This is a genomic window from Shewanella sp. 8A, from assembly GCF_023475945.1.
Classification (GTDB): domain Bacteria; phylum Pseudomonadota; class Gammaproteobacteria; order Enterobacterales; family Shewanellaceae; genus Shewanella; species Shewanella xiamenensis.
The window spans coordinates 1-13,547 of the sequence record NZ_JAMDJP010000031.1 but is presented as its reverse complement, the minus strand read 5'-3'; the positions used below and the strand labels follow the sequence as shown (position 1 = coordinate 13,547).

12 protein-coding genes are annotated in these 13,547 nt (G+C 46.5%); 4 read left to right on the top strand and 8 right to left on the bottom strand.

Features of this window, described 5'->3' with window-relative positions:
• Positions 1-7: 7 nt before the first annotated feature.
• Complete coding sequence (locus tag M0413_RS18470; RefSeq protein ID WP_249555196.1) at positions 8-1,171, top strand: hypothetical protein; 1,164 nt, start codon at positions 8-10, stop codon at positions 1,169-1,171.
• A 178-nt stretch (positions 1,172-1,349) separates the two neighbouring features.
• On the opposite strand, the gene M0413_RS18465 is transcribed toward M0413_RS18470, so the two are convergent.
• Together M0413_RS18465 and fabR are read right to left on the bottom strand one after the other, a co-directional pair.
• Complete coding sequence (locus M0413_RS18465; protein ID WP_349628481.1) at positions 1,350-2,612, bottom strand: tyrosine-type recombinase/integrase; 1,263 nt, start codon at positions 2,610-2,612, stop codon at positions 1,350-1,352.
• A 278-nt stretch (positions 2,613-2,890) separates the two neighbouring features.
• Positions 2,891-3,505, bottom strand: coding sequence for an HTH-type transcriptional repressor FabR (fabR, locus tag M0413_RS18460; RefSeq protein WP_011070594.1), 615 nt, complete (start codon positions 3,503-3,505; stop codon positions 2,891-2,893).
• 143 nt (positions 3,506-3,648) lie between these two features.
• On the opposite strand from fabR, the gene M0413_RS18455 reads away from it, so the two are divergent.
• From M0413_RS18455 to mnmH, 3 genes are all read left to right on the top strand, one after another.
• On the top strand, positions 3,649-4,755 hold the full coding sequence (locus tag M0413_RS18455; RefSeq protein ID WP_037416479.1) for an acyl-CoA desaturase: 1,107 nt from the start codon (positions 3,649-3,651) through the stop codon (positions 4,753-4,755).
• 96 nt (positions 4,756-4,851) lie between these two features.
• Positions 4,852-5,910: a selenide, water dikinase SelD gene (selD, locus tag M0413_RS18450; protein WP_037416476.1), complete on the top strand. Its 1,059-nt coding sequence runs from the start codon at positions 4,852-4,854 to the stop codon at positions 5,908-5,910.
• Complete coding sequence (mnmH, locus tag M0413_RS18445; RefSeq protein ID WP_249555192.1) at positions 5,910-7,025, top strand: tRNA 2-selenouridine(34) synthase MnmH; 1,116 nt, start codon at positions 5,910-5,912, stop codon at positions 7,023-7,025. Before selD ends, mnmH begins: the two co-directional genes overlap by 1 nt.
• Before the next feature lie 75 nt (positions 7,026-7,100).
• On the opposite strand, the gene M0413_RS18440 is transcribed toward mnmH, so the two are convergent.
• From M0413_RS18440 to M0413_RS18415, 6 genes are all read right to left on the bottom strand, one after another.
• The gene (locus M0413_RS18440; RefSeq protein ID WP_240292813.1) at positions 7,101-8,963 is read right to left on the bottom strand and encodes an MFS transporter; all 1,863 of its coding nucleotides are present in this window, start codon (positions 8,961-8,963) and stop codon (positions 7,101-7,103) included.
• Entirely contained in the window at positions 8,954-9,565 is a 612-nt protein-coding gene (locus tag M0413_RS18435; protein ID WP_249555190.1) for a TetR/AcrR family transcriptional regulator, read from the bottom strand. The genes M0413_RS18440 and M0413_RS18435 overlap by 10 nt, the downstream gene beginning before the upstream one ends.
• Before the next feature lie 229 nt (positions 9,566-9,794).
• Positions 9,795-10,238, bottom strand: coding sequence for a GNAT family N-acetyltransferase (locus tag M0413_RS18430; protein ID WP_055647579.1), 444 nt, complete (start codon positions 10,236-10,238; stop codon positions 9,795-9,797).
• Positions 10,239-10,244: 6 nt separating this feature from the next.
• Positions 10,245-11,057 carry a 3'(2'),5'-bisphosphate nucleotidase CysQ gene (cysQ, locus tag M0413_RS18425; RefSeq protein WP_055647611.1) on the bottom strand — a complete coding sequence of 271 codons (813 nt, stop codon included), beginning with the start codon at positions 11,055-11,057 and terminating at the stop codon, positions 10,245-10,247.
• 70 nt (positions 11,058-11,127) lie between these two features.
• Entirely contained in the window at positions 11,128-11,679 is a 552-nt protein-coding gene (gene nudE, locus M0413_RS18420; RefSeq protein ID WP_037430523.1) for an ADP compounds hydrolase NudE, read from the bottom strand.
• Positions 11,680-11,917: 238 nt separating this feature from the next.
• On the bottom strand, positions 11,918-13,547 hold a 1,630-nt coding region (locus M0413_RS18415; protein ID WP_249555188.1), incomplete at its 5' end, for an Ig-like domain-containing protein.

Genomic DNA, 13,547 nt, shown 5'->3' with positions numbered 1-13,547 from the left:
GTGAGAGATGGAACCATTAACTAAGCATGACACGATACTTTGGATTAACCATGCAATAGCGTATTTCAAAAGTGTAGGTAAAACTCAAAAAGATATGGCAAAGATTCTAGGTCTTGAAGAGTCTAGAGTGAGTGAGATGAAGGTGGGGAGTGGCACGATCTCTCCCAATTTAATGGACAAGATCATTGAGTATTGTGGCAGCCCAAAAAGAAATCCTGGTCGCTATGAAGAAGTAGAGCTATACGATGATATAGATAGTTTTTTTGATAAATTTAAAGATGTTACGATTAACCGTTTTCACCGTAAGCTACTTAAACTCGCTACAAATGAAGAGAAATATCTGCATTTGCTGAGTTTGATATGTGCTCCCAATCTTCATTATAAAACTGATAAGAAGATCATCGAATCTCAGTTAGATGAGCTTTTCTTATCAAAGGAATATGTGGAAAAATGCAACAATTACTCAGAGGTCCTGCGAAATACGGTTGGATATGACGAGCGTCCCATTGAGAATTTTCAATGGTGGAATCTTGATGATGAAGGGCAGAAGCTTTTCAGCGTCGCCGGGATTGTAATCAGAGATTTTGACACTTTCAGATTACTGTATCTGTATTCAAAGCTATTTGAAGGCATTACAAATTTTAAGTTTGGCAGTAAAGAACGATTAAACATTCAGCCTCAAATACCAGTAGAGCCGGTAGTGTTAACCGGCCAGCGTATAAAGGTAATGAAAAGTAGTTCACTAAAGAGCACCAACGTTAACGCTGCATTCCATGAATTATTTGGTAAGAAGATAAGTGGGGTTAAACTCAACAATTATAGCGAGTTAAGATTAAATCCTGAGCAATACATGCCGGACTATTGGGAGTATGCTCGTTGTGAATTGTACTTAGGTGTGAATATGAATTACTACATTTTGATACAGTTATCCCATAAACCCATCATGGAATGGGCTCATGAAGACGATGATTCGCTTAGTGAAAACAAGTATTTTGGCTTCATTGAACCCGACGATAGAGTCATTGTTTGTAATATCAATTCACTTCGCTTGTATGATTGCATTGAAGAAATCCGCAAATGGTTTGGCCTTCCAAGTGACTCTCTGTTCGAGTTAAAACAGGATATAGCAAAGGCTGGGGGATATGTTCCTGGCGCTAAAGTATTGCTTTAAGACCCATACAGCTTAAATGTTAGCCTTGAACTCATGAGTTCAAGGCTAACAGCTGCTCGTTTGGCTCAAGTGGATGTAATTGAGGAAATTATTTCTGATAGTTTAGTCGTTGCAGCTTTCGCTCATCGAAATAATAATGCTGGTTATAAATCCTCTCCTCTTTTTAGTAGTTGATATTCTAAGCAAGTTTCTGTGGTGATAAAGGCACCACATTTTCAACCATTAGTGTTTCGAGCTTCTCACCCCAAGCTTGTAATACTGATAATTGCTCATTCAGGTAATCATGATGATTATAGACTCGCAGCATCCCAGGAAGCTGATGACCAACCGTCTTTTCAATTGCCACTATATCTAGTCCCATTTCACTGCATCGACTGATAAAAGTACGGCGTAAGTCATGAGGCGAGAAATGTTCAAGATTTGACGGCAGGTTACGTTTGATATGAGAGCGAATCGCAGAGGCCTCTTGTACTTTATCTAAGCCAACCTGAGGCCATACCAATTTCCAATGACCAGGAACGCTCTCACGTTGCTCTAGCAGCTGTTTAATAAGGTAATCACTTAATGGCATCTTACGACTTTCTTGGCTCTTAGTGTGCCGATCTTCTGAGCTCGCAGGCAGCAACCAGAGCTTTTCATCAAAATCAACCTCACTCCAGCGCATTTCAAGTACCGCACTGATCCTTTGTCCGCACCCAAGTAAGAAATTTAATAGCCGAATATTGGCAGCATCCGTTCGCCAAGAAGGCAAACTTGTTAGCAATATTTTCAGCTCGGAGAAACTCAGATTTCGCCTTGTGATTTTCGTCCCACCACCTACATCTCTCGCCCTCAATAGCGGAGCAGGATGTGTATCGATCATATTCAACGCTAAGGCATGCTTGATAACCTGATTGATGATCTTGTGACACACCCCTATAGCGCCAGCCATCCTCCGACCATTTTTATCCACCTTAGCGTCAAACACTTTATTGAGATCATTCATTCTCAAATCAGCTAATTTAATGTTGCCAAGATGCGGCTTTATGTCGCGTACATAAATGGCTCTTGCCTGAGAACCCCGCAATTGCTTTGATAGCTGCTTCTCATCAAAACTCGCGAAAGCATTATCAAATGTTTTCGCTTCCTCTTGCTCACGATGCTCTCTTAACAATTCTTGCTTAGGATTTTTGTTATTTTCTAGCCAACTACGGAAACGCCCGGCCTCTTTTCTTGCCTGCTCTAATGTCATCCCGGTTTCGGGTCTTAACTTGTCGTATCGGCCCATTGAGATTTTTTCGTGCTTCTTACCAACTTGAAATCGAAATACCCAAGTCATAGTGCCAGTTGGGCGGACGCGGATGTTGAGCCCCTCAATTTTTTTATCTGGGATTAGGTACTCTTTATCTTGCGGACTCAATGCTTGTAATGTGGCATTGCTGCTAATTCGCTTTGTGGTCATGAGTAAACCTCAACAATTCTGGGTACGGCTGGGGGTACGGCGACGGGTGAGTTTTTATTGTATCCCCAGAGATACTCATGGACAACAATAAAAATAAAATCTTATAGAATCAATTTGATATGAAACATCGATGGACTTGCATGGACACACGTAGATTGGAAATCTTTTACACCGATCATATGGAAACAGGTGTGCTGTTAGAACGTCGTTAGGCGACTCTATATACCTAAAAACAAAGGAGCCTGTGGCTCCTTTGTTTTTAGTCAAACCGTACCCAACTAACGATGTTCTACTTTATGTTGTAATGCTTCAGCGCCCTTGGCGACCATGCGCAGCTGCATTACTAATTGATCGGCAAGCACTTTACGATCGGCGCGCTTCATATCCAGTGCCGACGCTCCGGCGTTAAACACTAAGGTCACTAGCGCTTCTGCCTGCGCTCTGGCTAGCATAGGTGTACGGCCCGCCGTCGCTTCGGTGTAATGGGCCAATTCAGAAATAAAATGTTCAATCTCGCGAGCCACCGCTGCGCGGAATGCCGCCGAGGTACCTGAACGCTCATGCAGTAAAATTCTGAAAACGTTTGGATTAGAATCAAGTACTTCCATAAAGGTATCCACTGATATACGGATCACGCTACCACCCGCTTCGGCACGTTGACGCCCCTTGCGCATCATTTGCCTTAGGGTAAGCCCGCCCTCGTCGACCATAGTCAACCCGAGTTCATTCATATCCTTAAAATGACGATAAAAGGATGTGGGCGCAATGTTGGCTTCCCTCGCCACTTCTCGCAAACTTAAGCTAGAGAAGCTCCGCTCAGCACTGAGCTGGTTAAACGCCGCATCGACTAGAGCCCGCCGAGTTTTCTCTTTTTGCTGTGCACGAATACCCATTCTTGAATCCGCTAACTGAATGTAATGACGCGATAATACCGCTTTTGCGATTGAAACACAGCCCTATCCACCTTGACCAAACAAGATTGCTGGGCTAAATTAGCTTACAGTTGTACGCTCAAATGCGGATATTGGAAACTATAATGAATAAACCCCCTATCATCTGGCTTAATGTCACCCTATTTAGCCTAACCTTTCTCAGTGCGGTAATCCTCGTTCCTTGGTATGGCCTAGCCCACGGTTACGGTGCCAGCGAATGGATTGCTTTTGTGGTTTTAGCCTTTGCCAGTGGCCTGTCGATCACTGCGGGTTACCATAGACTCTGGTCACATAAAGCCTACAAGGCACACCCTGTAATACGTTTCATATACGCACTTGGTGGTGCATTAGCATTACAAAACAGCGCGTTACATTGGGCATCCGATCATCGTGTGCACCATAAGCATGTCGATGACAATGACAAAGATCCTTACTCCGCCAACATGGGTTTCTGGTACAGCCATATCGGTTGGATGCTGCGCGAATACCAAGCCCAACGCTACCATGACTACCAAAACGTGCGTGATTTGCAGAACGACCGTATCGTGATGTGGCAACACAAGCACTATCTTGCACTTGTGCTACTTATGAATATTGGTCTGCCTGCTTTATTAGGCTGGTTCACTGGCAATATCGCGGGTATGTTACTGATGGCGGGACTTCTGCGCTTAGTGGTCGTGCATCACTGCACCTTCTTCATTAACTCCCTCGCCCACGTGTGGGGTAGCCAACCTTATACCGATAAAAATACGGCCCGCGATAACGGTTTTCTGGCTGTACTGACCTACGGTGAGGGTTACCATAATTTCCACCATATCTTCGAAAACGATTATCGTAACGGGATTAAATGGTGGCATTACGATCCGACTAAGTGGTTGATTAAGGCGTTATCTTGGGTGGGTTTAGCCAAAGACTTACGCACGAGTCCGCAGGAGCGAATCGAGAGTGCCCGCTTACAAATGCAACTGCTGCATGCTAAAAGCAAAGTGCTCAATTTGCCAAATGCCGATGAAATTATTGAAAAAATTCAACAAGAGTATGAGTTGATGAAACAACACTTACTCGAATATTATCAAGCCCAAAAGGCACTGTTAGAGGCCAAACGTAAGCAACTGGTCGATCAGCAATTATTGCAGCAAGTCGAAGAGCTAAAAACCCGACTCCTGAATCAGCAAAAAAGCTGGAAGAGCCTGACTGCAACTTATAGCTAGGCCACAATTATCGGTAAAAATCATACGGCCGCCTTGCATGGTGGCCGTATCCTATTATTATGATGCCTCATTCACTTTTTACAGGATGTTAGGCTCATGTCGAATTGTGCAGTATCTCCAACCGATAGCATTAAACTCACCGAATATAGTCATGGTGCCGGTTGCGGCTGTAAAATTTCCCCTAAAGTACTGACCACCATTCTTGCCTCGCAGCTGCCTGTATTTACCGATCCTAATCTGCTGGTCGGCAATCAGAGTCGCGATGATGCGGCCGTGTATAAGCTCAATGATGAGATTGGCATTATCAGTACCACTGATTTTTTTATGCCCATTGTTGATGACCCCTTTACCTTTGGCCGCATTGCTGCCACCAATGCCATTAGCGATATCTATGCCATGGGCGGCACGCCCATGATGGCGATTGCTATTTTAGGCTGGCCAATCAACAAATTGCCTGCCGAAATCGCGCAACAAGTGGTTGATGGTGGTCGTCAAGCCTGTATGGAAGCAGGCATTATGCTGGCTGGCGGTCATAGCATCGATGCACCTGAACCTATCTTTGGCCTTGCAGTAACAGGGCAAATCGCCTTAACCGATTTAAAACAAAACGACACTGCTAAAACTGGCGATCGTTTGTATCTCACAAAACCTATTGGCATTGGCATCCTGACCACGGCACAAAAGCAGAAGAAGCTAAAAGACGAAGATAGCCACATTGCGGTGAATGCCATGTGCCAGCTCAATAGCGTAGGCGCTAAGATCGCTAAGATCAAAGGCGTAAACGCCCTGACCGATGTCACTGGCTTTGGCCTTGCAGGCCATCTGCTCGAAATGTGCCAAGGCGCTAAACTCACCGCCAAATTAACACTCGATGCAGTGCCGCTCTTACCTCGCGCCCTCGACTATCTTGCGCAAGGTTGTGTTCCCGGCGGAACCCACCGTAACTACGACAGTTATGGCGAGCACTTACCCACTCTAACCGATTATCAGAAAGCCATTTTGTGTGACCCACAAACCAGTGGCGGCTTGTTAGTGGCGGTATCGAATGAGGCCGAAGCAGAACTGGTGGCACTGCTTAATGCCCATCAAATTGAGCCTATATGCATTGGTTCGTTAGAAACGCCCACCTCCACCGCCAATGTGGTGCTGTGTTAATGACAACAACGATTATCCAGGCCCAGCAATACCACGATATCTTTGTCGCTGGGCAGCCATTAATCGACTTAAGAGCGCCAATCGAGTTTGACCGCGGCGCGTTTCCTTCCTCGGTAAATCTGCCGTTAATGGTTGATAAAGAAAGGGAAAAGGTCGGCACTTGCTACAAAGAGCAAGGACAGCAAGCCGCGATTACCTTAGGCCATTCACTCGTACATGGCGCAGTAAAACAACAAAGAATTGATGCTTGGTTAAACTTTTTATCGGCCCACCCCGAAGCTTACCTTTACTGCTTTCGCGGCGGGCTACGCTCACAGCTAACTCAGCAATGGCTTAAAGAAGCGGGCGTAGTCGTACCTTATGTACAGGGTGGCTACAAAGGCATGCGCCAATATTTAATTGGTGTGATTGATGCCGTCCCTAGCGAACAACGCTTGTTAAGCCTAAGTGGTATGACGGGCTGCGGTAAAACGGATTTTTTAAGACAGCGCAAAGAGGCAGTGGATCTTGAGGGTATAGCCAATCATAGAGGATCGAGTTTTGGTAAAAACATCGACCCACAACCAACGCAAATAAACTTTGAAAATCAGCTCGCGATTGCACTACTCCGCCACCAACAGGGTAATCATTCCTGCTTACTACTTGAGGATGAAAGCTTTCTGATTGGCCGCTCAGCACTGCCGCAAAACTTTTATAGCGCCATGCAGGCAGCCGATATTGTAGTACTCGAAGAAGATGACGACATTAGGCTAAGTCGCTTACTCGATGAATATGTTCATAAAATGCATCACGGTTTTGTTGAACGCTTAGGTATTGAGGCAGGCTTTGATGCCTTTAGCCAATATCTTTTGCAGAGCCTTACCAGTATTCGTAAACGTCTCGGTGGTAAACAATTTCAAGAATTACAAGACATCATGCAACTGGCTCTGACGCAGCAACTCAATCAAAACCAAACCTCACAGCATTTAACTTGGATAAGCCTGCTACTGCAAAAGTATTACGACCCTATGTATGAATACCAATTAGCAAAAAAAGCACATAGAGTGCTTTTTAGGGGAAATCACCAAGACATGCATCAGTGGCTGGATAACTTATCGCAAAATAATCTTGGCTAAACAAGTACAGCTCAGCATGTTAAAAACAAGAGAACCGTGTGCTAACGCCACGGTTTTCTTACTTACATCTACGCGTTAAGACTTATTAAGCAGATTCAAGACACTATCCCTTAGCGAGTGCCGATCAGCACTTTGCCCATCCACCACATCCGTTAAGCTCACCGATACCTTGGACCAGAAGCGTTTCGGCATTGTGGTCAATGCATGGCCATCTTTATGACTGAAGTAAGAGCCCCACAGACCATTGAGCGCCATAGGGATTACGGGTACGGGATCGCGGGCCAAGATTTTATCTATACCAGGGCGAAACTCGCCGAGTTCACCATCGGGGGTTAAACGACCTTCAGGGAAGATACACACCAACTCGCCATTCGCTAACGCCTCATGAATTGATTCAAAGGCTTGATTGTAAGTGGTCTCACTCTGGCGCGGCGAACAAATCGGAATCACTCCTGCATGGCGGAACAGATATTTCAGCACCGGAATTTCACTGATCGATTTATCCATCACAAAACGAATCGGCCGGGTCGACGCGCCCATAATGATCAACGCATCCACATAGCTCACATGGTTACAGACTATGATACCCGCGCCTTCTTTGGGGATCTTTTCCCGCCCAGTCACAGTCACTCGATACATCACATGGCTGAGTAAGTAACTGATAAATCGTTGGGTAAACTCAGGCACTTGTGAATACACATAGAGAGCAACAACGAAATTCATCACGGCTAGCAGTAAGAACAACTGTGGAATACTCCAGCCAGCCACACCGAGTAACAGCATAGACAACAACGCTGACGCCACCATAAAGAGCGAGTTCATAATGTTATTCGCGGCAATCGCTTGCGCACATTCTCCCTTCGCAGAACGCGCTTGAATAAAGGCGTACAGAGGCACGATAAACAGACCACCGCTGACCCCAATCATAAAGAAGTCCAACATCACTCGATAATGCTTCTGCTCAGCAATAAAGCTTTGTAAGCCATAAACAAAACTAGCATCCGCAGGTGCAGGAGGAATCGCCCACAGCAAGTCCACACCAAACACGGTTAACCCGAGCACCCCAAAGGGCAACAAGCCTAACTCCACATGGCCAAAGGAAAAACGCTCACAGACAAAGGAGCCCACCGCAATCCCAATAGAGAACATTCCCAGTAGCAGCGACACCACTGTCGCACCAGAGTGCAAATGCAGCTTGGCAAAGTTAGGGAATTGGGTCAGATATGTCGCCCCCAAAAACCAGAACCAGCTAATGGCGAGGATGGCCATCCAAATCGAAGGCGTTTGGCGTGCCTTCTTAATGGTGCGCCAAGTGCCAGATAATGGCCGAAATTGGATTTTCTGAACTGTGCCCTGTGGCGGTAAAGCAGGGATCGCACGGCTAGACAAATACCCAGCCAAGGCAAGGGCTGCGACCGTGATGGCCGACCACAAAGTGGCGTTGTTTTCAGACACTAAAATCCCGGCACTCAAGGTACCGATCAAGATAGACAGAAATGTCCCCATCTCAACCCAGGCATTGCCCGTCACTAACTCATCCTCTTTTAAGGCTTGAGGCAAGAGGGAATATTTGACCGGCCCAAAATAGGCTGACTGGCTACCGGTTAAAAACAGCAGTAATAACATCATCATGTAATTCTCACTCACAATAGCGAGTGCGGCGCTGAACATAATGATGACTTCGAGCAGTTTTAAGCGACGGATAAGTTTGGCTTTATCCATATTGTCGGCCACGACACCTGCATGGGCAGAGAACAGGAAAAACGGCAGGATAAAGACCCCTGCAGCCAAATTAACAAACATGTCGACGCTAATGGGTAAATCATTGACTTGGCTGAAGGTGACGAGCAACAGCAACACATTTTTATAGATATTGTCGTTAAGTGCGCCCAGACATTGGGTTGCGAAATACGGTAAAAAACGTTTTGTTAGCAGCATGACTCTTCCCTCTTATCACCCATTCCCTGTAAATACCCTGTCACATGACTCTCTAACAAAGCGGGTAAAGATGCCGTATCGGCAAACAATTTATTATCCAGTGATAAGGCGGTGAGTCCGTGGATGCCGCCCCAAAGCACTCGGCTCATTTGAAGTTGCTGCTCAGCAGTCTTATTGGGGAACAACAGGGCCAACTCACGTTCAATTAAACTGAATAAACCCGCGATAAGTTGGCCTTGGGATTCGGGCAAAGGCTCGGAGTCGAGTAGCTGCAGTTCAAATACCAACTTAAAACATTGGCGCTGTGCATGGGCAAACTCAGCGTATTTTTGCGCCATGCTGATGATTTGATTGCGACTATTATCTGCATTTACCTCGGAGAGCTCATGCATCAGCGCCTGCAGCGTTGCCTCAGAAACGGCTAACAAAAGGTAGTTATAGCTACCAAAGATATTGATTAAGGTACTCGGCACATAGCCAATCTGGCTAGCAATCTTGCGTAAACTCAGTTCTTGTGTCCCTTGCTGTTGCAGCAGTGCCATTGCCGCTTCTATTGCCATAGCACGAATCTCATCATGACTATGTTCTTTGCGTCTCGCCATAGGTCTCACTCCCTGTTGAATGGTGTGAGATTAACAGCCTGAAAAATAAAAAAACAACGTTCAAAATAAGTTTATTTTGCGTACAGCATGAAGTAAAAGGCATAAAAATGAGGGAAGAAAGTCTAACTCTGGGCAATCGCTCGATGGCAACCCTGGAGGGAATTTAACTTTTAGCACATAAAAAACGACGCCCTGAATCGAGAGCGCCGTTTCGACATTGAACTTTTACCTAGCGGCAGTGATAACTCATCACGACTCTGTCGGCCCCAGCGCCAAAATAGTCCGCTTCGAAGGCAGTATCGACAAACCCTAAACGCTGATATAAACCATGGGCAGGATTATGAGGATCGACAGTTAAATCCACCCGCTTAACCAGAGGTGGTATTTGGCTTAAACATTGTTGGATTAATTGTTTACCAATGCCTCGCCCGCGGGCTTGCTCACTCACCGCCACGGACAGGATCCACATACAGGTAGGATCGCCACTTTGAGCGCAGAGCACATAACCTAACAGCTTACCGCCATCATCTATGGCAACCAGAAAATGCTCAGGCCAACAATCAAATCCTTGGCGAAAGAAAAAATCGGGATAACAATGATCGCCAAAGATAGCCTGTTCAAGTTGAAAAACGTCGGCTAACTCTGACTTTAATACTGGACGAATCGACTGCATGTAAACCTATTCACCAATTAAAATTTTATCCCACTCTAAATTGGGCGCACCAACAACAATAAAGTTAGGATTTTCAAGCGTCTCACGCTCGTTATAAGTCAAAGGTTGCAGCTCGGTATCCATAAGCTGACCACCCGCTTCCTCAATAATGATCTGTGCGGCGCCGGTATCCCACTCTCCCGTAGGCCCGACTCGCACATAACAATCGGCGCGTCCTTCGGCAACAAGGCAACTCTTCAAGGCCGCACCGCCCATGACCACCAGTTCACAATGCTTAGGATGATTGAAGAGGGTCAACACGGATTGAGGATCCTGACGACGACTCACCGCTAACCTAAGGGAAACTTGCTCACGGTGCTGAATTTGCCGACTACTGATGCGCACTTCCTGCTTATCGGTGCGTTTATAGGCACCTAATCCCGCGATGGCGTAGTAACACACCTGCGTCATCGGCACATAGACCACACCCATTACTGGACGATTGTGCTCCACCAACGCAATGATCACCGAAAAATCACCACTACCGGCAATAAACTCTCCCGTGCCATCGAGAGGGTCGACTAACCAATAACGTTTCCAGCCTTCACGCTCACTCAGGGGAATATCGGCAGCCTCTTCGGACAAGATAGGAATCTCAGGCGTCAACGCGGCTAAGCGTTCACAGATGAGCTTATTCGCCGCTAAGTCCGCCGAGGTGACAGGGGTATTATCAGACTTAGTCTCTCGCTCAAAATTACCCTTAAGGTAAATCTCACGAATAGTGCGACCCGCATCCGTTGCTATCGCAATCACCTCGTCGATTAACTCTTCTGGCTTCATAACCACTCCAATCGCTAACATCGCGAATGATCCACAAGCACTCAATTGCTGAATGCTATAACAAAAAAGATTATTTAAGTTGTAGATGTTTCTGCGCTAAAAACAATGCGCTCACACTACGGGATTCTGAAAAATCGCTATTTTCGAGTAACGCTTCCCACTCGGCCAACGCCCAAGGCACCACATCTATGGGTTCTGGCTCATCGCCTTCGAGGCGGCTTTCATATAAATCTTCTGCTATGAAAATTTGCATCTTGCTAGAGAAATAACCCGGCGCAAGGCTAAGTTCTTTCAACAGGGTCAGCTTACGGGCCCCAAAACCGATTTCTTCCTGCAATTCTCGATTGGCCGCTTCGATAGCTTGCTCACCAGGGTCTATTAATCCCTTAGGAAAACCTAGCTCGTAATTGTCAGTACCAGCGGCATATTCACGGGCTAACAGCATGTTACCTTGATGAATGGGTACAACCATCACAGCGCCACGGCTTCCGCCCTTCATCCGCTCATACTGGCGCTCGACACCGTTAGAGAATTTAAGATGGACTTGTTCAATTTGAAACAAACGGCTCTTAGCGACAACTTCAGTATGCAAGATTTCCGGCTTGTGGTGCCGCTGTGACATAACTGCCCCTGGATAAAAATAGCAACAAACTAACTAGGATAAGTGACAATCTTACTATCCTGTCTTTAATCTACAACCTGAATTTAGTGCGGCTATTCCAAAGACCACCACCCAAGTAATGGGATTTAAGTCACGCACTAAGCAATAACAAAGGAGAAGCGGCTAAAACTTTCCCGCTTTTTATCGCGAAAATTCACCCACAAAAAAGGGGCTAAGCCCCTTTTGATGTCGACATCATTTAAAACTGATAACGCAGATTGAGTTGATAGCTCAATAGGTCATTCGGCTCGATAGCAAGGTATTGATAACCTAAACCCACAGACCAAGCATCACTAAATTGGTAACTAAAACGCACTCCCGCATACCAATCTGTGCCATCTAAATCAGTCGTTATCGTGGTATTGCCCATGGTACTACTAATATCCGCTTGCCAATGGAACAAGCCAACGGGTACTTCAAAGCGCCAACCTTGATGCTGCAGCAAGGTAAATCTCAAGCCCAACATCACCCCATCGGCAAGCACTGGGGTGACAGTTTTCACCAACTCATGGTATTGCGCTGGCGTTAACGTCGAGCCCTTAATCCTTGCACTTCCTTCACCAAAATCGGCATAGCTCAGTTCCAACGCCACAATCGGTGTCCATTGATAACCTAGACTCACCCCAAATGCGGTATCCGAGTCATCGACGCTGAGGAGTTGTCCCTCTCCGACTTGGGCGTTTAACTCAGGCAGTGTTTTATCGGCCTGCGCTTGTCCGATAAAACCCTCAACATACCAGTCTGTTGCCTGTGCCTGTTGCGTCACACTGAGCAATAACAGGCAGCCTAAGGCCAATCGCTGTAATTCTCGGCGACGCAATATCGCGCATGCCAAGATAAATGCCAACGCCCATAAGGTCATACTGCCTCCTCCTGACTTATTATCGATAATGACCTCTTGATAGGCTTTCACAGTGATAAGCACTTGCCCCGTTGCTTCACCACCTTGACCATCGCTAATCCTATAGGTCACGGTATCCACACCATCAAACCCTGTTTTAGGGATATAACGCAGTTTATTCGCCTCGATAGTCACACTGCCTTGTTGAGCTGTCGCACTTAACAGGGTCAACGTATTACCATCCACATCGGTGTCATTACTCAGCACGTCGATAAGCAAGCTGGTGCGATCATCGGTGGCGGCGCTGTCATCAACAGTCACAGGGGCTGTGTTGCCATTCACCTCAATCGTCAGCTCACTACTTGCCGTACCACCTTTACCATCGGTAATGCTATACACCAACACATCGGTGCCGATAAAGTCTACCGCTGGCGTGTAGCTGAGCTGCTGATTGGCCAGCACGGTGACAGTGCCAAACTCACTAATCACTTGCGTGACGCTCAAACTATCGCCATCGCTATCCGTATCGTTGGCGAGCACATTGACATCAATACTCTGGTTCCAAGCAATTGCTGCCGAGTCGGGATTGGCGACAGGCAAGTGGTTACCATTGAGCATCACCGCGACGCCACTTGGGTCGACGATAGTACGGTTAGCCACACCATCATCATCGTTAGGACCACCGTCTTCGATGGTCAACTGTACACACCAATGGCCTTCGGTTAATCCCAGCGTCCAACGGCTATCCCCCGGTGGCGGGCAGAAACCACGTTCACCCTCGGTACTGGCAACAGTGTTGTTTGCATCAATCACAAAGTCTCGCCAGCCCGCTTGAGCATTGAACTTGCGGTAGACGGCATTCGCTGGAACGGGCGAGCGTTGTGGCAATACCAAGCTATAGCTTTGGCCCTGTTGTGGCAGACCCGTCGCGATAAAGTCGAAAATACCGCCCACATTTGCGGCTAAAGCATCTTCAGCCACAGCTTCA